Origin of the sequence: Flavobacterium alvei (assembly GCF_002920895.1) — a bacterium.
Lineage (GTDB): Bacteria > Bacteroidota > Bacteroidia > Flavobacteriales > Flavobacteriaceae > Flavobacterium > Flavobacterium alvei.
This window is the reverse complement of sequence record NZ_PQVG01000007.1, coordinates 48,895-70,215: the sequence shown is the minus strand read 5'-3', so window position 1 is coordinate 70,215 and position 21,321 is coordinate 48,895. Positions and strand designations below refer to the sequence as shown.

The following is a 21,321-nucleotide window of genomic DNA, read 5'->3' as shown; positions in this document are numbered from 1 at the left end:
AACTTGAAAATATACAATTGGAGGATTTAATATGTTTTCGATAAATCCAAGATTTGAATAAAAATAACATTTAATGAATTCATTAAAAAAGAATATTTTACCTTTTTTGTTTGTCTTTTTGACCATGACTTCAATAACGCAGTGGTCTTCTTTTCCTATTGGAAATACATTCACAGATTGGACTTTGTTTTTGACAATAATGCTAACTTTTTTATTTCAAAATAAATATTGGTATGATAAATCGAATAAGGATAATCTGTGGGCTTTAAAAATATATTTATTTTGGGTAATTATTTGTTTCATTAGAGGTGTTTTTGTGGCAGAATTTTATTGGGATTTTAAAAATTTAATTAATGGAGGATTTGCATTGCTCATGGTATATTCGGTTTATACATTTACAAATCCAATTTTAGTGCAACTTGTTTTTAGAAAATGGTTGCAAATCGCTTTTCCATTATTTATTTTATTTATCCTAGTTGTAGATATAGATGCATATGGGTTTTATTTGATACCAATTAGTTTTTTGGCCCTTTTTTTGCCAATAATAAATTCAAAATGGAAGCTAATTATAGTAAGTGTTTCTTTATTTGTTATTATAGCAAGTGTAGAAGCTAGAACAAATGTTATTAAATTTAGTGTACCCATACTTTTTTCTTTTTTGTTTTATTTTAGAAAAATGTTAGTGCCTAAACTGCTTGCTAAAATTCAATTATTTGTTTTTATTTTACCCTTTGTACTTCTTTTTTTAGCTGCTACTGGAATATTTAATATTTTTAAAATGGATGAGTATATTTCAACTAAATCCAACACTGTACGTGTAAATTCACAAGGTATGGAGGAAGATTTATTGGGGGATAGTCGTACTTTTTTATTTCAAGAGGTTATTTTATCGGCAATAAAAAACGATTATGTTTTATTTGGTCGAACTCTTGCTCGTGGTAATGACTCTGCTTCTTTCGGAGCCGGTGCAGCTGAAGAACTTCGGACTTTTAGATATGAGCGATATGACAATGAAGTGGGTATTCTAAATGTATTTACTTGGACTGGTATTGTTGGAGTAATACTGTATTTTTTTATTTTTTTTAAAGCTGCTAGGCTTGCAATAGTTTATTCAAATAGTTATTTCTTGAAAATATTGGGGATTTATGTTTCCTTTCGATGGCTAACTTCTTGGATTGAAGATTTTAATCGATTTGATATTATGAATTTATTTATATGGATTGTAGTAGGGATTTGTTATTCTAAGCAATTTAGAAAAATGTCGGATCAAGATTTTAAAATTTGGATGAATGGTATATTTAAAAGGAATAATAAAAAACACTCATTTATTTCCTATAAAATTCCATCTAATACTACAAGTTTGAATGGAAAATAGTAATTCAATAGCAGTTTTGCTTACTTGTCACAATCGTAAGGACAAAACCTTAGAATGTTTATCGAGTTTTTATGAAGCTACTTTGCCTCAAAATTATACTTTTAAAATATTTTTAGTAGATGATGGTTCTACTGATGGTACAGCACAATTGGTAGCAAAACAGTTTCCTAATGTCACAATTGTTATAGGAAGCGGTAATTTATTTTGGGCGGGTGGAATGAAACTTGCCTTTAACGAAGCTGTAGTTACTGGTGAATACGAAGCATATTTGTTATTGAACGATGATGTGATTCTCCAAACTCATTTTTTTTCTCTTATATTGGAGACACATCAGTATTGTTTGGATAACTTCCATAAAGGAGGAATGTATTCCGTTTCAACCATTGATAAAATTTCAAAAACCATTTCTTATGGAGGGAATATACTTAACGCTGGGATAGATAAACCCGATTTTGAATTAGTATTGCCAACGGATAATCCACAAGCCTGTCATTTATTAAACGCAAATATATTGTATGTATCCCAAGATGTTGTGAATGAAATTGGTTTTTTTGATCAAAAGTTTACTCATGGAATTGCTGATTATGATTATTCACTAAGAGCATTTAAAGCCCATTTTCCAGTTTACTTAACGCCTGGTGTAGGTGGTTTTTGTGAAGATGATCATGGAGGTAATATTAGTAAAGCAAAAACATTGAAACAACGAATAGCTTATCTTAAGAGTCCATTAGGCTTAGGATATAATGAGTATTTATTTTATATAAAAAGACATTTTCCAAAACATTATTTTTTGGCTTTTGTGAAACTTTGGCTTAAAACTTTGTTCCCAAATAGCTATTCTTATTTAAAAAAATGAAAAATCTTTTGATTACGTATTTAAAAAAATCACCGAGGCTTTTGTTTTGGCTTTCTTGGTTATATAGTATTAATTCCTTCTTTTTAATTAATGGAAGAAAAAATAATAAAATCAGGTATAGCTCTTCTTTTTTAAAAAATACAAAAATTAATATTTCAGGAGTCAATAATACGGTTATTATTGATGTAGAAAACCGTCTAAAGAATTGTTTGATTCATATTTCGGGTAATAATTGTGTAGTGAATATAGATAAACATTGTATTCTTGTTGATCTAGAAATTTGGTTAGAAGATGATAATAGTTCGGTATATATTGGGGCCAATACTACCGTTGAAGGAGGACATTTTGCATCTACAGAAGGTAAGAAAATCAGCATTGGAAAAGACTGTATGTTTTCTTACGATATTGAAATTAGGAATGGAGATAGCCATGGTATTTTTGAACTTCAATCCCAAAATAGAATTAATATAGCGCAAAATGTAAGTATTGGTAATCATGTTTGGTTAGCGGCTGATGTGAAAGTGTTAAAGGGGTCAACAATAGCAGATAATTCAATTATCGGTACTGGATCAATAGTTGTTGGATCACTAAATGATCCGAATAGTATTTATGTAGGATTACCAGCAAAAAAAATTAAATCATCAATTGAATGGACAAGAAATCGACATTAAGCAATTCTGCAAAAAAAAATATATTAGTATTTCATCCCGCTTTAGCTCCTTACAGAGTTGACTTTTTTAATGCAATTGATAAGTATTTTAATGCCTTTTTTTATTTTAGTTTGCCTAATCCAATAGAGCAGGATTTTGATCAGAAGGCTTTAAGAAATAGATGTAGCTTTCAATGTAATTATTTAGACAAAGGATTTGAGTTTTTTGGTCGTTCTTTCCGGTTTAATAGTATTGGGAAAATAAAATCCACGAATCCAGATGTTATTTTATGTAGTGAATACAGTCCCATTACTTGTTTAACTGTTTTGTATGTTTCTTTTTTTAGAAAAAAAACGAAAGTTTATACGCTTTGTGATGATAGTATAGCTAATTCAAAAGAAAGAAAAGGAATCCGTTCTTATATAACTAAAGTTATTGCTAAATATATTGATGGAATTATTTTCACGAATGAGGAAGTGGCTAATTGGTATAAAATGAATGTTTCTAAAAAGCCTAAGATATTAATTTTACCAATTATTCATAATGAAGTGGTTTACAAAGAAAATTTAGAACAGTCCATTAATTTAGCTAATAACAATATAGGGAGATATAATTTATTGGGTAAAAAAATTATTTTGTATGTAGGACGATTGGTTGAAGTGAAAAATTTAGATTTTTTGATGACTTGTGTTTCTAAAATTAATCAAAATGACTTTTGTTTGATAATTGTTGGAGATGGACCTTTGAGGGTTGAATTAGAAGAGCAAGCAAGATCACTATCATTACTAGATAAAGTAATTTTTATTGGTAAGCAGGAGAATGAATCTTTATACAATTGGTACACTTTTTCTAATATTTTTGTTTTACCAAGTACCAGTGAACGATTTGGAGCTGTAGTAAATGAAGCATTGATAGGGGGGTGTTTCGTATTGTGTTCCTCTTTAGCAGGAGCTTCAAGCTTAATAAATAATGAAAACGGTTTGCTATTTGACCCTACTAATGAAATGGATTTGGTTGAAAAACTTGAGATAGCTTTGAATAATTCGAGTGTATTAGAAAATAAAATTGAGCAATTAAGGGTAAGCAAAATGCCAATTGAATTTGATACAATGTTTAATACTCTAATTAATCAATTTTAATGACTGTAAGTCGAGTGTAATCGAGACCAGTAGTGGGTATAGACTGCGTTTGACTTGAAATTTTATTCGTTTATAAATTTCAATATTTCCAGTAGACTTATATATTTTAATGACATTTAAAATCGATTTATGATTAACTTTTTCCTTGTTCTTAAACAGCTTCAAAAATGAAAATTCTTATCATTCATAGCTATTATCAATTGCGTGGTGGAGAAGATACCGTAGTCGAACAGGAAATTGCTTTGCTAAAAGAAAGGCATGAAGTAAAAGTTTTGTTTTTTCAAAATGTAGGGGGTTTGAAAGGGGCTTTGCAATTTCTGTTTTCTATTTGGAATAGAAGAGCAGCCCATAAAGTAAAAGTTGCTATTCAAGAATTTAAGCCTGATGTGGTTCATATTCACAATTGGCATTTTGCTTTAGGACCTTTAGTTTTTAGAGTAATTAGCTCTTTAGGAATTCCGGTAGTACATACGGTTCATAATTATCGTCTGTTGTGTCCTTCGGGTATTTTATTACACAATGGCAAATTGTTTACAGATAGTTTGAAACAGTCATTTCCTTGGAAAGCAGTTTGCAACAAAGTTTACCGTACTTCATCAATTCAAACCTTTTGGTTGGCTTTTGTTGTTTGGTTACATAAAAAAATAGGGACTTGGAAGAAAATTGATTCCTATGTGTGTTTGACCCCTTTTGCAGTGCAACTTTTTCAAGAATCTAATTTTGGTGTGGCAAAAGGGCAATTTACAGTTAAACCCAATTTTAGTGTTGCTGTAGAAACTGAATCTTGCATAGAAAAAGAAAATTATTTTTTATTCATAGGTCGTTTGTCCGAAGAAAAAGGAATTGCAATATTATTAAATGCTTTCAAAGAATTGCCGTTTGTATTAAAAATTGCGGGAGATGGTCCATTAAAAAATAGTGTTGTTCAGGCAGTAAAAGAATTTAGTAATATCTGTTATTTAGGTAGTTTAGATTATAAAGCAGTTCAGTTAGAATTGTGTAAAAGTCAAGCTTTAATTTCCCCCTCAATATGTTATGAAACTTTTGGGTTGGTTAATATTGAAGCTTTTTCTATCGGAACTCCTGTTTTGGCTTCAAAAATTGGAGCTCCTCAATCTTTGATTATTGATGGTTACAATGGGTATCATTTTGAAGCAGGAAATGAGAAAAATTTGAAAGAAGTAGTTCTTAAATTCAATTCTCTTTCTGAAACCGAAAAAAAACAAATGAGGCAAAATGCCTTTAAAAGTTACCAATCTCATTATTCTCCTGAATTGCAGATGGATTATTTTGAGGTTATTTATAATAAAGTTTTAAAAAAATAATTAGTTCGAATTTTATTAATCATAAAAATTAAATTTATTTTATATTTTTATGACATTAATTTGCCCCATATAGTAACGAATGAATAAAACATTACCCTCAGTTCCTTTATTAGACTATTCCGTATTTAGCGGACATTTAAAGGATTTGCCTTTTGATAACAAAACCCTAATCAATACGATTAACCAATATTCTTTTTGCATAGCCGAAAAGGATTCAGCCTTTAAAACGGCCTTACAAGGGTCAGATGTTTTATTGCCGGATGGAATGGCTGTTGTGGCGGCTATTCGATTGTTAGATAATAAAAAAATTAAAAAAATAGCTGGAGCTGATATCCATCTTCATTTGTTAAAGGAACTCAATCAAAAAGGAGGAAGTTGCTTTTATCTAGGTTCTTCTGAAAGTACTTTGTTGAAAATCAAGGAACGTGTGAGTATTGAATATCCTAATATACGAGTAGGGACCTATTCTCCGCCCTATCGACCTGAATTTCCACACGATAAAATGTCTAAAAAAGTAGAAGCTGTTAATGCTTTTCAGCCCGATGTTTTGTTTGTGGGGATGACTGCTCCCAAACAGGAAAAATGGGCTTACTCTCATAAAGAGTATTTGGATGTTAAAATTATTTGTTCTATTGGTGCGGTTTTCGATTTTTATGCCGGCACCGTTGAGCGTCCTAGTTCATTTTGGATAGATTTGAAACTAGAATGGTTTATTCGTTTGCTCAAAGAACCCAAAAGGATGTGGAAACGCTATTTGTATTATGGTTTCGTGTATGTAGGAATCGTTTTGAAAAAGAAAATTTCTATGCTGTTGTGATAGCGGGAAGAAATTTTGAGTTGCAATTATCATAATTGTATTAAAAAAAAACCATTGGGTGTAATTAGTTTTTGATGATAATTTTTCGTCAGTTCGAGTGATTTTTTCCCGACGCTTCGGGAACAAAATCGTATCGAGAGCAGAAAAATTAGTATTAAAAACGGTTCTCGATACATTTTTTGTTCCGTTTCTCTACACAAAAAACACTCGAACTGACGTTTTTAAATAATTACACCCAACTGTTAAAAAAATATTTTTGTTTAAATTTAGATAGAAAAAGAAACTTAGTTTTTTGGTTTTTGATTCGCATACCGCTTTGTTTATTAGTAATATATCTTAATTTTTTATGCCAATATTAAAATTTCTCTCTAATTATCATTTTTCGCGTTATTACAAGATTGGATTCCTAGTTTGGGACATAGTGCTATTGAATGTTGCTGTAATTCTTTCTTTTTTCTTTCGATATGGAGATTATAACTTAGTTATTGTAAAAGGCGATAAGGCTGTGGCTTTATTGTGTAATGTGTTTTGGATTATGCTTTTGCTGTATAAAGATTCGTTTCGGATTGTTCGAACGGAACGAATAGAATCGATACTCTATAGAACCATTCGATTGCTAATGATTCATACAGCAATAATAGCTTTGTTTATAGCGACCTTGAATTATGATGAAGTCTCTCGTGGTCGAATGATTTATTTTTATTTTACTTTTTTTGTTTTATTGGTTGGTTTTCGGATTCTATTCATGAAAATGTTGAAATACGTTCGGAAACAAGGGTATAATTTCCGAAGAGTGCTTATTGTTGGTGCTAATGCCAAAGGAGAGCGCATGAATAGAATTTTGTCGAAAGACCTTACTTATGGGTATAAGATTTTGGGTTTTTTTGATGATGAACCTGATGGAACCGAGTTGAAAGCACCTGTTTTGGGACAGTTTGCAGATGTTGAAAAGTATTTGGATTCCCATCCAGTCGATGAGATGTATGTGGCTTTGTCTATTGACAAAATTGAAATCATCGACCAGATGACTTCGCTTTGCGAGCGCTATATGGTCAGGATTCGATACGTTCCCGATTTTCAGCAATATACCAAGACCAATAGAGTTCATGTTGTTTTTTATGGCAATGGCAATATCCCTGTTTTGATGTTGCGCAAAGAGCCTTTGGAAATTAATTTTAACCGCATCATCAAACAAGTTTTTGATTTTTGCTTTTCGTTACTGGTTATTGTATTGGTGTTTTCTTGGTTGTTTCCAATCTTAATTATATTAATTAAATTAAATTCTAAAGGGCCTGTATTTTTTGTGCAAGATCGTTCTGGTAGAGACAATCAATCGTTTCCTTGTTTTAAATTCAGGACCATGTATGTGAATGATGAGGCCAATTCTGTACAAGCGACTAAGGGCGATTCACGAATTACTAAAGTAGGTGCCTTTTTGAGACGCACCAGTATGGATGAGTTCCCTCAATTCTTCAATGTCTTGTTGGGAAATATGTCAGTAGTAGGGCCAAGACCTCATATGTTGTCGCATACAGAACAATATTCAGAATTAATCAATAATTTTTTGGTGCGCCATTATGCAAAACCTGGGATAACTGGATGGGCACAAGTCAACGGCTATCGAGGGGAAACCAAAGAGCTTTCGGATATGGAAGGCAGGGTTGAACACGATATCTGGTATATAGAAAACTGGAGTTTTCTGTTGGATATTAAAATTATTTGGAAGACCGTGATGAATATTTTCCAGGGTGAGAAGAATGCTTTTTGATCAATGTTCGTTGATCGATGTACGATGTACGATGTACGATTGACGAAAAACGAATATCGGTAGACGAAAAACGATTCAAAAGTTAAACAATTAAACCTTTCTTTTTGAGCAATAATTCTTATATTTGCAACTTAAAATTATAGTTTTTGTTTGATGTAAAGTATTTGCTTTGCGGTAAGCGTTTTAATGTCAATTCATATTTAAAGTATTTATTACAATTAGGTTTCTTGGAGACTCCTGATTTTTTTTATAACCATTTGCTCCTTGTATTTGATTGTTATTTGGAGTATGGAATCCATTACTAACTAATAGTATCTCGATGAAAATTATTTCTTTATTAAAAAAAACAATTCTGTTTCTTTTTGTTCTACTTGCTTTTTCGTGTAAACCTCGAAAGGAGCTTGTTTATTATCAAAATATTGATGCATTAAAATCGTCAGAGCAATTAAATTCGTATGAAATTAAGATTCAACCCGATGATTTGTTGATGATTATCGTTTCGGCTGATGATCCTGAAACAGCAATTCCTTTTAATTTGAGTACCATTAGCGTTCCTTCAGTAACTAATAACAATGTGATGAACGCCAGAGGTGAGGAATCTATGCAGTCTTATTTGGTAGATGCCAGTGGTACAATTGATTTTCCAGTTTTAGGAAAATTGAAAGTGGGAGGATTGTCGCGATCGGAATTAATGAAATTGTTGGAAACCAAGATTTCTAGCTACATCAAAAATCCAATTATCAATATTCGTTTGACTAATTTTAAGATTTCGGTTCAAGGAGAGGTAACTGTGCCAGGTACTTATTCTATAAATTCAGATCGAGTGACCTTAATAGAAGCCATTAGTATGGCTAAAGACTTGACTATTTACGGGAAAAGAGACAATATTTTGGTTATTAGAGAGGTTAATGGTGTGAAAAGCTATACTAGAGTTGATATCACTAAGGCTGATTTTATTAATTCCCCATTTTATTATTTGGCACAAAATGATGTGGTTTATGTTGAACCCAATAAAACGAGAATTAATGGTGCTGCTGTAGGTGCCAATACTGGGGTAATTATTTCTATCACTTCCTTATTGATTACTGTTATTACTTTAATTGTTACTACTACCAAATAAATTTTTCTATGAAAGATCATTTTATGTCCGAGGAATATCAAGAAGATGATATTCATTTAAGAGCTATATTAGAAAAATATCTGATTCATTGGTACTGGTTTGTGCTTGGGGCTTTACTATGTTTAAGTGTTGCTTATGTTTATTTGAGATATACCATTCCTCAATATCAGGCTAGCACTACTATACTGGTCAAAGATGATAAAAAAGGCGGTATGCTTTCTGAATTGTCTGCCTTTGCCGATATGGGATTGGGCGGTGGCATGAAGAGTAATTTGGACAATGAAGTCGAAATATTGAAATCTCGTACTTTGATTGAAAGAACAGTCAGGGAGCTGAAATTGAACGTTTCTTTGACTAGAAAAGGGAATGTTGTTGATGCTGAACTATATCAAGAGGCTCCTATTCGAGTATATTTTTTGAACACAAAGCCCTCTTTCTACACTGAATTGATGCAATTTGAGTTTGTGAAATTGACTGCCAATAGTTTTGAATTGACCAACAAAACTGAGGGTGAGACTTCGAAACTCTTAAGTTCTAAAAAAGAATTTCGCTATGGAGAAGTTATTCCTACTAAAAACGGAGATTTAATTATTACTAAAGGAATTACAGAAAAAGCATTAAACAGATATACCGAAAGGTCAATAAATATTATTGTAACTCCTCTTGAAAATGTTGTTGCAAGTTTTCAGGCTCGTTTGAATATAAATCCCATTAGTAAAACTAGTAGTGTGGTTGAGATTTCAGTAGTGGATCCTGTAATTGCTAAGGCTGAAGTTTTTCTAGATAATTTGATAAGAATCTACAATGAAGAAGCGGCAGCTGATAAGAGTTATATCTCGGAAAACACCTCTAAATTTGTAGCCAATCGTTTGTTGTTGATTACTCAAGAGTTGGATGGTGTTGAGCAAGATGTGCAGCATTTTAAAACTAACAATAAACTTACAGACATTGAAACCGAAGCCAAACTTTTTATAGAAGGTTCGACTGAGTACAATAAAAAAAGGGTTGAAATTGAGATTCAACTCAATATGGTGGCTTCGATGTTGGATTTTATAAAAAAGAGCACGAATTCAGATTTATTGCCTACCAATATGATTTCAGCCCAAGGTGATGCTCCTAAACTGATGGATTCTTATAACGAATTGGTATTAGAGCGCAACCGAATCTTGAAATCAGCTACTGTGGCGAATCCAACGGTTATTAAATTGGATCAGCAATTAGCTTCTTTGAAATCGAATATTGTCGAAAGCCTAGGTCGATTGCAATCCAATCTTAACATTCAAAAAAGAGATTTAAAGGGTCAGGAAGGATTGCTTGATGGAAAAATAGGTGCAATTCCAGTACAAGAGCGTCAGTTTAGAGTGATTGCTCGCCAACAAAAAGTAAAAGAAGAATTGTATTTGTATTTATTACAAAAACGAGAAGAAACCGCCATATCATTGGCAGCTACAGAGCCCAATGCCAGAGTGATTGACGCCGCTAAAGCCGCTAAAGTTCCTGTTTCTCCTAAAAAAAGAATTATCTATTTGGCTGCCTTATTATTGGGGTTGTTAATTCCATTAGGGATTCTATATGTTATAGAATTATTGGATACGAAAGTGAAAAATCGTTTGGATATCACTGATAAATTTAACATTCCATTTTTGGGAGATGTACCTCGCTCAGATACTCCAAATGAAATAATTAGCACTACTAGTAGAACCAGTGCTGCCGAAGCTCTGCGTATTGTGCGTACGAATCTTGATTTTATGTTGAATCAAGTTCCTGATGGAAGTGCTAAAACCATCTTTATGACTTCGACTATTCCTGGAGAAGGGAAAACTTTTATCTCGGTTAATTTAGCGGGTATTTTTGCCCTATCTGGAAAAAAAGTTTTATTGATAGGAATGGATATCAGAAGTCCAAAACTCAATGAATATATAGGTTTGCCTAGTCTTAAAGGATTGACAGATTATTTGTCAACTAAGAATGCTGCCATAGGTGATTATATTAATCGATTGAATAATTTTGAAGCTTTTGATGTGTTGTTGGCTGGAAGTATTCCACCAAATCCAACAGAAATGTTGATGAGTAAAAAATTGGATGCATTGTTTAGCCAATTGAAAACAGAGTATGATTATATATTGGTAGATACCGCTCCGGTAAGTTTAGTTTCGGATACGTTGATAGTTGCTAAACATGCGGATACTTTTGTATATGTAGTTAGAGCAAATCATTTGGATAAAAGAATGTTAGTTGTTCCAAATGGTATGCACAGAGAAAAGAAATTACCCAATATGGCCTTCTTGCTTAATGATACTGATGTTACCAAAGGCTATGGTTATGGCGGTTATGGCTATGGCTACGGTTATGGGAATGTTGTAGCGAAAAAGCCTTGGTATAAAAGGATTTTTATGAAATAAGAAGAAGAGAGGCGAAAGCCTCTTTTTTTTGTTTAATCCATGGTCGTTTTGTTGGTTTGGAATTTGATTTGAAATAAATTTAAGTTGAGATAATGCGTGCCGTAAAAAGGTTTCTATTGCGGTCAACCTGACCAAAAACAATGAAACAATTCAACTTTTTTTAAGCATTTAAACCATTAAACCTTTTCTAACCGATTCTACTTTTTCTCAAACAAATCAGTACTTTTGCAACTATGGAATTTTCATCAAAACTTTTAGAGACTGCCGTTAATGAAATGTCACAGTTGCCAGGTATCGGTAAGCGTACGGCCTTGCGATTGGTTTTGCATTTGCTAAAACAACCTAAGGAACAAACCAGTTTTTTGTCGCAAGCTTTGACAAGCATGCGAGAGGAAGTGCGGTTTTGTGTGAGTTGTCATAATATCTCGGATGTAGATCTTTGTGCTATTTGTTCAAATGAAAAGAGAGACCATCAAATTATTTGCGTTGTAGAAGACATACGTGATGTTATGGCTATTGAAAACACAGGACAATTTAGAGGGATTTATCACGTTTTAGGAGGTAAAATCTCTCCTATTGACGGTGTTGGTCCCAATCAATTGAATATTAGTTCGCTGGTCGAAAAAGTTAAGTCGGGTGAGGTTGTCGAAATTATTTTTGCCTTAAGTTCTACTATAGAAGGAGATACCACTAACTTTTATATTTATAAGCAAATACAAGATTATGAAGTGATTAGCTCTACCATTGCCCGAGGGATTTCTGTTGGAGATGAATTAGAATATGCCGATGAAGTAACTTTAGGAAGAAGTATTTTGCATCGTGTGCCTTTTGAAAAGTCATTTAAGAATAATTAAAATATTAATAGAAAAGGATACTTTCAAATTATTAAATGAAAAACTATATTTGTTACCTATATATTTAAAAATGAACAAAAACATATTCTACCTCTTGTTTGGAATTAGTATTCTCTTTACTTCTTGTATTCCTACTAAAGATCTTATCTATCTTCAAAACAAAAACGGAAGTTCAACAGACCTGCCCATTTCCGAAGTAATGTCTAAACCTTATAGACTACAGGTGAATGATGTTTTGAGTATTACCATCAAAGCAGACGATCCCAAGTTAGTCACCATTTTTAATCCTACCAATAAAGGAGAAACGGATAATGTAGGCTCTTCTTTGTATTTTTCTGGATATACGGTTGATGATCATGGAAACATTCGAATTCCAGTTTTAGGAGAAATTAATGCAATAGGATTTACCGTCGAAGAGTTGAGGCTTAAAATTGAAAAACAACTTTTGGACGAATATTTTAAAAAAGAAGCCAACATATTTGTGATCGTGCGTATGGCAGGATTCAAATATACCATTAATGGCGAGGTAGGAAGTATGGGAACTAAATTTCTATTTCAAGATCATGTCAACATTATGGAGGCTATTGCTAATTCAGGAGATATTACTATAACGGGTGATCGAAAAGCAGTTACGATTATTCGTCAAACTCCCACAGGAACAGAGATGCATGATATTGATCTTACCGATGTAAATGTAATGAAATCTCCTTATTATCATTTGCAACCCAATGATTTTATTTATGTAAAACCACTCAAACAAAAAACATGGGGAACTGGTAAAACAGGGATAGAATCGATGTCAACCATTATTACTGTACTTTCTTTATTTACCACTACATTAGTATTATTAAAATTATAATAAAAAGCAGCAATGTTAGATATAAAGGATTTTTCAATTTTTGAAGCTGAAACGGGATTTGATTTTAAAGGATTTTTAATCAAAATTGGAAGTTATTGGAAATGGTTTTTGTTAAGTTTGGCTATTACTTTTACCATTGCTTACCAAGTCAATATCCGTAAAGAGAAGATTTATGCAATGGAGTCGGTGATTTCTGTTAAAGAAGAAACGAATCCTCTATTTACTTCTAATACCAGCTTAGTTTTTAATTGGGGAGGTACATCCGATCAGGTTCAAACCATTGCTACCACTCTTCAATCTCGTTCTCACAACGAGCTGGTTGTTGATAAGTTGCAATATTATATTGGTTATTTGGCACAAGGCAAATACAATCTGGTTGACGCATATGGTTCTGTGCCGTTTTATGTTGCTATCGATAAAACTCGTGGTCAACTTGCTGGAACCCTTATTGGAATTAAATTTCTGAGTGAAAATGAATATGAAATCCGGATTCCTTTTGGAAGTAATTCGGCTTCCTTGATTACTTATGCTAACAATTCTTATAGTAACACGAACGTTGCCGTTGGTGAATTTGTCCAAAAATATAAAGTGGGTAAGCAGGTTTCATTGCCCTTTCTGAATTGGAAATTACAAATCAAAGACAATCCTGGTTTTTATAAAGGGAACGAATATTTTGTTCAATTTAACGATTTTGATGGTACCGTTTCGGGTTATCGAGGGGTCAGTGTGAAGTCTGATGACAAGGGAAGTTCAATTATTACCCTTGGAATGCAAGGAACGAATAAGGCTCGAATGGTCGAATATTTGAATTCAACTGTAAACATGCTTATTAAAAGACAATTGGATAGCAAAAACCAATTTGCTACCAATACAATTCAATTTATCGATAGTACTTTGGTGGCTATGGAAGCGCAATTGAAAGAAACTACCAATGAACTCAAATCTTTTAGAAAAGACAAAAATATTTATGATATAGAGGGAGACGGGTCTAAGTTTTCGGATAAAGTATTAGAATATGATGTTCAGAAAGATGAGCTAAGTCGAAAATTGGCTTATTATAATTCCTTGAAGTCCTATTTAAAAAACAGTGTGGATTATGCTAAACTTCCAGCTCCCTCTGTCGCAGGAATTGAAGATCCCAATATTGTTACCAATATTTCGAGATTAATTTCGCTTTCGACCCAAAGATCAGAGATGGCATATGCTGTAAAAAGTGAAAAGATTTTCAAGGATTTTGACAATCAAATGGAAGCGGTTAAAAAGGTATTGTTAGAGAATATAGCTACTGCCAAAACTTCCTTGCAATACGATATGGCCTTAGTTCAAAGCAAAATCAATGAGGCAGAAAGTACCATCAAGCAATTGCCAGAAGATCAACAAGAGCTTATAAAAATTAAAAGGAAATACGATTTAAGCGATAATATCTACAGTACTTTTCTTCAAAAAAGGAGCGAAGCCGATATTGTGAAAGCGGCCAATCTTTCGGATATTCATTTTATTGACCCTGCAAAAGATATTGGAGGTGGCCTTATTGGGCCAAGAACATCAGTCAATTATGTTTTAGCCTTATTTCTAGGTTTACTTTTTCCTTTGCTATTGGTTTTTGGAATCTTCTTCATTAATAATTCCATTCAAAACACAGAAGATATTAGTAGGTTGACCCAAATTCCGTTAATAGGTGTTATTGGGTTGAGCAAAGATACTACTGATTTGGCCGTTTTTTCAAAACCCAAATCGGCCTTATCAGAGTCGTTTCGAGCTATTCGTTCTTCGCTTCAGTATCTCTACAAACAGCAACAGTTGGAAGGTGCAAAAACCTTGATGATTACTTCTTCAGTCAGTGGTGAAGGCAAAACATTTTGTTCGTTGAACATCGCAACGGTATTTGCATTGAGCGAAAAAAAGACTGTAATTATTGGTTTGGATTTGCGTAAACCTAAGTTGTTTGGAGAATTTAATTTGGCCAATGATGTGGGTGTAGTTAATTATTTAATCAAACAAAAAACGGTGGACGAAATTATTAATTCTACTCATATTCCGTTTCTGGATGTCATTTTATCCGGTCCGATTCCTCCCAATCCAGCCGAGATGATTATGAGCGACGGAATGAAAGAACTGATTGATGAGTTAAAGAAAAAATACGATTATATTATATTAGATACACCACCAGTTGGTTTGGTTTCGGATGCATTAGAATTGGCGCAATATTGTGATGTAACCTTGTATATTGTTAGACAGAATTTCACCAAAAAAGATATGATTACTTTGTTGAATAATAGAGTCAAACGAGGTGAGCTTAACAATACGAGTATTATTTTGAATGGATTTCAAAACAAAGCCAAATATGGAGCTGGCTATGGCTATGGTTATGGTTATGGCTATGGTACTACAACTTATTCTAACGGATATAATGATGAAGATAAACCAAAGAACATCGTAGAAAAAGTAATTCATAAATTGAAGGGAAACTAAAAGGCTTAGGAGATTGATTTATTTTAAAAAAGTGTGAAAGCAAAAGCAAATAATAGCATATTAATAACAGGAGGCGCTGGTTTTATTGGCTCAAATCTGTGTGAGTATTTTTTATCCAAGGGGTACAAGGTCATTTGTTTAGATAATTTTGCAACTGGTCATCGTCATAATCTGAAAGATTTTGTTACTAATGAAAACTTCCGTTTAATAGAAGGTGATATTCGCAATCTAATAGATTGTCAGAATGCAGTCAAAGGAGTTGATTATGTTTTACATCAGGCTGCTTTAGGATCTGTTCCTCGTTCTTTAAATGATCCGATTACGACTAATGAGGTCAATGTTTCTGGGTTTTTAAATATGCTTGTGGCTTCGCGAGATGCTAAAGTCAAACGATTTGTTTATGCTGCCAGTTCTTCAACCTATGGCGATTCAGAGGGATTACCTAAAGTAGAGGAGGTTATTGGGAAACCACTTTCGCCTTATGCGATCACGAAATATGTCAATGAATTGTATGCCGAAATATTTGGAAGAACCTATGGATTAGAAACTATTGGTTTGCGGTATTTCAATGTTTTTGGTCGAAAGCAAGATCCTCAAGGGGCTTATGCAGCAGTAATTCCAAAATTTGTAATGCAATTGATGCAACTCGAAAGCCCAAAAATAAATGGAGATGGCAACTATTCGCGTGATTTTACTTATATTGATAATGTAATTCAAATGAATGAGTTGGCGATGACCACACAAAATCCAGCTTCTATTAACACGGTTTTTAATACTGCCTATGGCGATAGAAATACCCTAAATAATTTGGTCGATTATTTAAAAAAATATTTATCAGAATACAATCCGAAAATAGCGGAGGTAAAAATAGAATATGGCCCCAATAGAGCGGGTGATATTCCCCATTCATTGGCCAGTATCGAAAAAGCAAAAGCATTGTTGGGTTATAATCCACAATTTTCGTTAGAAGAAGGGTTGAAGGAAGCCGTGAGTTGGTATTGGAAGAATTTGTGAATTGGGTTATGAATTTTGGGTGCTAGGTGTTAGGTTTTGGGTGATGCTGGATTAGTAATTAGATTAAAAAGAACGCAGAAATGCTATAAATATAAATTGTTAAAATGAAAATCACTAAAATTTGTTGTATAGGTGCAGGATATGTTGGGGGACCTACTATGGCTGTTATTGCTCAAAAATGTCCCCATATTCAGGTTACTGTTGTGGATTTGAATACGGATAGAATTGCTGCTTGGAATGATGAGGATGTCAATAATATTCCGATATATGAACCAGGATTGAGTGCAATTGTTGCCGAAGCCAGAGGAAGAAATCTCTTTTTTTCGACAGAGGTAGAAAAAGCAATTGATGACGCTCAAATTATTTTTATCTCAGTCAACACTCCTACCAAAACATATGGTAAAGGTAAAGGAATGGCTGCCGATTTAAAATACATCGAATTGTGTGCTAGACAGATTGCCAAAATTGCCAAAGATGATAAAATTGTAGTCGAGAAATCAACTTTACCAGTTCGAACTGCAGAGGCTATCAAGAGTATTCTTGACAATACTGGAAATCATGTTCAGTTTCAAATTTTGTCTAATCCAGAGTTTCTTGCCGAAGGAACTGCAGTAGAAGATTTGTTGAATCCAGACCGCATATTGATTGGTGGAGACCCATCGGTTGAGGGACAGAATGCAGTTCAAGCCTTGGTTGATGTGTATTCGAATTGGGTAGCTCCCGAAAAAATATTGACTACCAATTTGTGGTCTTCCGAATTGTCGAAGTTGACTGCCAATGCCTTTTTGGCACAAAGAATCTCTTCAATTAATGCTTTATCTGAGCTTTGTGAAAAAACAGGAGCCAATATTAATGAGGTGGCAAAAGCCATTGGAATGGACAGCCGAATTGGTCCTAAATTCCTTAAAGCATCTGTTGGGTTTGGTGGTTCTTGTTTTCAGAAAGACATTCTGAATTTGGTTTACATTGCCAAATCTTATGGTTTGACAGCTGTGGCCGATTATTGGGAGCAAGTAATTATAATGAATGACCATCAGAAGAAACGGTTTTCAAATAATGTGGTTCAAACTCTTTATAACACAGTTGCCGATAAAAAAATAGCCTTTTTGGGTTGGGCTTTTAAGAAAGATACTAATGATACTAGAGAATCAGCAGCGATTTTTGTCGCAGATGATTTAATCAACGAACAAGCACAAATTGCGGTTTATGATCCAAAAGTTTCTCATAAAAAAGTTTTAGCTGATTTGGATTATCTAGAGACCAGAAGTACTGAGAAAAATGCCAAAGCCATTAGCTCTTTTGAAAGCCCTTACGATGCTTGTAAAGAGGCTCACGCTATTGCTATCCTCACTGAATGGGATGAATTTGTGGGTTATGATTGGCAAAAAATATACGATAACATGCAAAAACCTGCATTTGTTTTTGATGGCAGGAATATATTGAATAAAGTAGAGTTAGAAGCGATAGGGTTCGTTTATCAAGCAGTTGGAAGTTAGTTAGGGGTTGTTTGGAAAAATGTTAAACTGTTAAACTGTTTAGAAAAGCTTTGTTGTTTAGATGCGATTAACCAAATATGCGGTTAAGCACAAATTATTTAGAAGCTAAGGCTTCTCTATAAACACGAAATAAAAAACTAAGTTTTCATTATTGGAAACAAAAAAAATATAAAATTGAATACAACTATAAAAATAGGTATTATCGGGTTGGGATATGTTGGATTGCCATTGGCACGACTTTTTGCTACTCAATATTCTGTTGTGGGATTTGATATTAATCAGTCTCGAATTGACTCTCTTAAATTAGGGATTGACAAAACACTTGAGATTGATTCCGAAAGTTTACTAGAGGTTTTGGTTGCCACTTCAACTTCAGAAAACGGTTTGTATTGCACTTCATCACTAAGTGAAATTGCAGATTGTACTTATTATATTGTTACTGTTCCTACACCAGTGGACAAGAACAATCGTCCCGATTTGACTCCTTTGTATAAATCAAGTGAAACCGTTGGTAAGGTTCTAAAAAAAGGAGATATTGTCATTTATGAATCTACTGTCTATCCGGGAGTTACGGAAGAGGAATGTGTACCTGTTTTAGAAAAAATATCAGGATTAAAATTCAATGTCGATTTTTTTGCGGGTTATTCACCAGAACGTATCAATCCGGGAGACAAAGAGCATACTGTTGATAAAATACTTAAAGTTACTTCGGGATCTACTCCAGCCGTTGGACAAAAAGTAAACGAATTGTACCAATCTGTGATTACCGCTGGAACCCATCTTGCGCCTTCAATAAAAGTAGCCGAAGCTGCTAAAGTTATTGAGAATTCACAACGCGATATTAATATTGCTTTTGTCAATGAATTGGCTAAAATTTTCAATATATTAGAAATCGATACCCAAGCTGTATTGGAAGCAGCAGGAACGAAATGGAATTTTCTTCCTTTTAAACCAGGATTAGTTGGCGGACATTGCATCGGTGTCGATCCTTATTATTTGGCACAAAAAGCACAAGAAAATGGATATCACCCCGAAATAATTCTTGCTGGACGCCGTTTGAATGACAGTATGGGCGATTATGTAGCTTCGCAGGTGGTCAAGTTGATGATTAAAAATGGGATTACTATAAACGGTGCCAATTTGTTTATGTTAGGAATTACTTTCAAAGAAAACTGTCCAGATGTTCGCAACACAAAAATTGTCGATGTAATCCGTGCTTTAGAAGATTATGGTATTCAAGTGAGTACTTATGATCCTTGGGCCAATCCAGTTGAGGTTTTGCATGAATACCAATTGACAACACATAATGAGATTCCTACGACCAGATTTGATGCAATTGTTTTGGGAGTAGCGCATCAGGAGTTTTTAGCATTGGATCTTGATGCTCTAAAAAAACAAAATAGTGTGGTTTATGATGTCAAAGGCGTTTTGGGTAATCAAGCAGATGGGAAGTTGTAAGATATAGAATTTAGAATAAAGATAATAGAAAAGCTAAAAATTAATTGAAAATAGATATACAATTTTAATATCATTAGAAAATGAAAAAAATATTAATTACTGGGGGTGCAGGTTTTATAGGTTCACACGTTGTTAGGCGTTTTGTTCGAAATTATCCAGAGTACCAAATTTTTAATTTGGATGCATTGACTTATGCTGGAAATTTAGAGAATATAAAAGATATCGAAAAAGAGTCGAATTATACTTTTGTGAAAGGGGATATTACTGATGAACCTTTTATCAATCAATTGTTTCAAGAACATCAGTTTGATGGAGTCATTCATTTGGCTGCTGAATCTCATGTAGATCGTTCTATTGAAGATCCAATGGCATTTGTAAAAACCAATGTTATTGGCACTGTGAATTTGCTTAATGCAGCCAAAAAACAATGGGCAAATGATAGTGAAGGCAAGCGTTTTTATCATGTGAGCACAGATGAAGTTTATGGTTCTTTAGGAGTCGAGGGTTTATTTACTGAAACCACTCCCTATGATCCAAATTCCCCATATTCGGCTTCCAAAGCGAGTTCCGACCATTTTGTGAGAGCTTATGGCGAGACTTATGGTTTGCCTTTTGTATTGACCAATTGTTCTAATAATTACGGACCCAATCATTTTCCTGAAAAATTAATTCCATTGTTTATCAATAATATTATTAACAATAAATCTTTGCCGGTTTATGGCGATGGGAATTATACCCGTGATTGGCTTTTCGTAAAAGATCATGCTGTTGCAATTGACTTGGTTTTTCACGAAGGTGCAACTCATGAAACTTATAATATTGGCGGTTTTAATGAATGGAAAAATATTGATTTGGTAAAAGTATTGTGTCAAATTATGGATACCAAACTGGGAAGAGAATCAGGGGAATCTGAAAAACTGATTACTTACGTCAAAGACCGACCAGGACATGATTTGCGTTATGCTATCGATGCCAATAAAATTAATAAAGAGTTGGGGTGGAAACCTTCTGTAACTTTTGAACAAGGATTGGAGTTAACCATCGATTGGTATTTGAGTAATCAGGAATGGCTTGACAATGTAACTTCGGGAGATTATGTCAAGTATTATGAGCAGATGTATTCTTAGGAACGAAAATCGATGATCGAAAATCGAACAACAAACAATCGCAAATATGAATTGGTATGTAGTATATACTAAGCCCAAGTGGGAAAAGAAGGTAGCCGAGCGGTTGAATGAGATTGGGGTTACCTCTTATTGTCCGTTAATTGCCAAAATGAGTCAATGGTCGGATCGGAAAAAAAAGGTAAATGTACCTTTATTCAATTCTTATATTTTTGTTCAATTAGAAGAAAAGGATCGCAATCGGATATTTGAAGCACCTGGAGTTGTTCGTTATTTGTTTTGGTTGGGAAAACCCGCAGTAGTAAAAAATACGGAAATAGAAGCGATTCAAAATTGGCTTTCTGCTCCAGAAACATATGAAGTTTCAATAGATGGATGGAAAAAAGGAGATACCATTGTATTAGAATCGGGTCCTTTTGTAAGTCAATCGGCCGTTATAAAGGAGGTTAAACAGAATCATTATGTTTTGATTTTAGAATCGTTAGGTTGTGTGCTTAAAGTGAATAAAAAAGAGATATAATTTTGTTTTTGAAATAAATTAATTATACATATTTAGTGCTTAGTGTGTATTTGAGAAGTAATAGGTTTATTG

Annotated in this window: 17 protein-coding genes; all 17 read left to right on the top strand. The window is 33.5% G+C overall.

Going from position 1 to position 21,321, the window contains the following annotated elements; genetic code table 11:
• The first annotated feature begins 73 nt into the window (after positions 1-73).
• The 17 genes from C3L50_RS12640 to C3L50_RS12555 all read left to right on the top strand — a co-directional run bounded on the left by C3L50_RS12640 (position 74) and on the right by C3L50_RS12555 (position 21,249).
• On the top strand, positions 74-1,375 hold the full coding sequence (locus C3L50_RS12640; protein WP_103806549.1) for an LTA synthase family protein: 1,302 nt from the start codon (positions 74-76) through the stop codon (positions 1,373-1,375).
• Positions 1,365-2,231 (top strand): glycosyltransferase family 2 protein, encoded by an 867-nt coding sequence (locus C3L50_RS12635; protein WP_103806548.1) that lies wholly within the window; start codon positions 1,365-1,367, stop codon positions 2,229-2,231. Before C3L50_RS12640 ends, C3L50_RS12635 begins: the two co-directional genes overlap by 11 nt.
• The gene (locus C3L50_RS12630; protein WP_103806547.1) at positions 2,228-2,902 is read left to right on the top strand and encodes an acyltransferase; all 675 of its coding nucleotides are present in this window, start codon (positions 2,228-2,230) and stop codon (positions 2,900-2,902) included. The genes C3L50_RS12635 and C3L50_RS12630 overlap by 4 nt, the downstream gene beginning before the upstream one ends.
• Entirely contained in the window at positions 2,881-4,020 is a 1,140-nt protein-coding gene (locus C3L50_RS12625; protein WP_103806546.1) for a glycosyltransferase, read from the top strand. The genes C3L50_RS12630 and C3L50_RS12625 overlap by 22 nt, the downstream gene beginning before the upstream one ends.
• A 167-nt stretch (positions 4,021-4,187) precedes the next feature.
• Complete coding sequence (locus C3L50_RS12615) at positions 4,188-5,345, top strand: glycosyltransferase (protein WP_103806544.1); 1,158 nt, start codon at positions 4,188-4,190, stop codon at positions 5,343-5,345.
• Positions 5,346-5,424: 79 nt separating this feature from the next.
• Positions 5,425-6,162, top strand: a complete 738-nt coding sequence (locus tag C3L50_RS12610) for a WecB/TagA/CpsF family glycosyltransferase (protein ID WP_103806543.1) — start codon at positions 5,425-5,427, stop codon at positions 6,160-6,162.
• A 346-nt stretch (positions 6,163-6,508) separates the two neighbouring features.
• On the top strand, positions 6,509-7,930 hold the full coding sequence (locus C3L50_RS12605) for an undecaprenyl-phosphate glucose phosphotransferase (RefSeq protein ID WP_103806542.1): 1,422 nt from the start codon (positions 6,509-6,511) through the stop codon (positions 7,928-7,930).
• Positions 7,931-8,249: 319 nt separating this feature from the next.
• Positions 8,250-9,050, top strand: coding sequence for a polysaccharide biosynthesis/export family protein (locus C3L50_RS12600; RefSeq protein WP_103806541.1), 801 nt, complete (start codon positions 8,250-8,252; stop codon positions 9,048-9,050).
• 8 nt (positions 9,051-9,058) lie between these two features.
• Positions 9,059-11,452 carry a GumC family protein gene (locus C3L50_RS12595; RefSeq protein WP_103806540.1) on the top strand — a complete coding sequence of 798 codons (2,394 nt, stop codon included), beginning with the start codon at positions 9,059-9,061 and terminating at the stop codon, positions 11,450-11,452.
• A 233-nt stretch (positions 11,453-11,685) separates the two neighbouring features.
• On the top strand, positions 11,686-12,306 hold the full coding sequence (gene recR / locus C3L50_RS12590; RefSeq protein WP_103806539.1) for a recombination mediator RecR: 621 nt from the start codon (positions 11,686-11,688) through the stop codon (positions 12,304-12,306).
• 70 nt (positions 12,307-12,376) lie between these two features.
• Positions 12,377-13,165, top strand: a complete 789-nt coding sequence (locus C3L50_RS12585; protein ID WP_103806715.1) for a polysaccharide biosynthesis/export family protein — start codon at positions 12,377-12,379, stop codon at positions 13,163-13,165.
• A gap of 12 nt (positions 13,166-13,177) precedes the next feature.
• On the top strand, positions 13,178-15,637 hold the full coding sequence (locus C3L50_RS12580) for a polysaccharide biosynthesis tyrosine autokinase (protein WP_103806538.1): 2,460 nt from the start codon (positions 13,178-13,180) through the stop codon (positions 15,635-15,637).
• A 33-nt stretch (positions 15,638-15,670) separates the two neighbouring features.
• Positions 15,671-16,651, top strand: coding sequence for an SDR family oxidoreductase (locus C3L50_RS12575; RefSeq protein ID WP_103806537.1), 981 nt, complete (start codon positions 15,671-15,673; stop codon positions 16,649-16,651).
• A 104-nt stretch (positions 16,652-16,755) separates the two neighbouring features.
• A complete protein-coding gene (locus tag C3L50_RS12570) occupies positions 16,756-18,147 on the top strand; it encodes a nucleotide sugar dehydrogenase (RefSeq protein WP_103806536.1) in 1,392 nt (463 codons plus the stop codon).
• Positions 18,148-18,321: 174 nt separating this feature from the next.
• Positions 18,322-19,605 carry a nucleotide sugar dehydrogenase gene (locus C3L50_RS12565; RefSeq protein WP_165784012.1) on the top strand — a complete coding sequence of 428 codons (1,284 nt, stop codon included), beginning with the start codon at positions 18,322-18,324 and terminating at the stop codon, positions 19,603-19,605.
• 80 nt (positions 19,606-19,685) lie between these two features.
• Positions 19,686-20,732: a dTDP-glucose 4,6-dehydratase gene (gene rfbB, locus C3L50_RS12560; RefSeq protein ID WP_103806535.1), complete on the top strand. Its 1,047-nt coding sequence runs from the start codon at positions 19,686-19,688 to the stop codon at positions 20,730-20,732.
• 46 nt (positions 20,733-20,778) lie between these two features.
• Positions 20,779-21,249 carry a UpxY family transcription antiterminator gene (locus C3L50_RS12555; protein ID WP_103806534.1) on the top strand — a complete coding sequence of 157 codons (471 nt, stop codon included), beginning with the start codon at positions 20,779-20,781 and terminating at the stop codon, positions 21,247-21,249.
• Positions 21,250-21,321 lie beyond the last annotated feature (72 nt).

What these genes read in the sequence shown, in the direction of transcription:
- rfbB (WP_103806535.1), top strand. Translation starts at nt 19,686, where the DNA reads ATGAAAAAAATATTAATTACTGGGGGTGCAGGTTTTATAGGTTCACAC.
- C3L50_RS12570 (WP_103806536.1), top strand. Translation starts at nt 16,756, where the DNA reads ATGAAAATCACTAAAATTTGTTGTATAGGTGCAGGATATGTTGGGGGA.
- C3L50_RS12610 (WP_103806543.1), top strand. Translation starts at nt 5,425, where the DNA reads ATGAATAAAACATTACCCTCAGTTCCTTTATTAGACTATTCCGTATTT.
- C3L50_RS12580 (WP_103806538.1), top strand. Translation starts at nt 13,178, where the DNA reads ATGTTAGATATAAAGGATTTTTCAATTTTTGAAGCTGAAACGGGATTT.
- C3L50_RS12615 (WP_103806544.1), top strand. Translation starts at nt 4,188, where the DNA reads ATGAAAATTCTTATCATTCATAGCTATTATCAATTGCGTGGTGGAGAA.
- C3L50_RS12625 (WP_103806546.1), top strand. Translation starts at nt 2,881, where the DNA reads ATGGACAAGAAATCGACATTAAGCAATTCTGCAAAAAAAAATATATTA.
- C3L50_RS12595 (WP_103806540.1), top strand. Translation starts at nt 9,059, where the DNA reads ATGAAAGATCATTTTATGTCCGAGGAATATCAAGAAGATGATATTCAT.
- C3L50_RS12605 (WP_103806542.1), top strand. Translation starts at nt 6,509, where the DNA reads ATGCCAATATTAAAATTTCTCTCTAATTATCATTTTTCGCGTTATTAC.
- C3L50_RS12630 (WP_103806547.1), top strand. Translation starts at nt 2,228, where the DNA reads ATGAAAAATCTTTTGATTACGTATTTAAAAAAATCACCGAGGCTTTTG.
- C3L50_RS12600 (WP_103806541.1), top strand. Translation starts at nt 8,250, where the DNA reads ATGAAAATTATTTCTTTATTAAAAAAAACAATTCTGTTTCTTTTTGTT.
- C3L50_RS12640 (WP_103806549.1), top strand. Translation starts at nt 74, where the DNA reads ATGAATTCATTAAAAAAGAATATTTTACCTTTTTTGTTTGTCTTTTTG.
- C3L50_RS12555 (WP_103806534.1), top strand. Translation starts at nt 20,779, where the DNA reads ATGAATTGGTATGTAGTATATACTAAGCCCAAGTGGGAAAAGAAGGTA.
- recR (WP_103806539.1), top strand. Translation starts at nt 11,686, where the DNA reads ATGGAATTTTCATCAAAACTTTTAGAGACTGCCGTTAATGAAATGTCA.
- C3L50_RS12585 (WP_103806715.1), top strand. Translation starts at nt 12,377, where the DNA reads ATGAACAAAAACATATTCTACCTCTTGTTTGGAATTAGTATTCTCTTT.
- C3L50_RS12635 (WP_103806548.1), top strand. Translation starts at nt 1,365, where the DNA reads ATGGAAAATAGTAATTCAATAGCAGTTTTGCTTACTTGTCACAATCGT.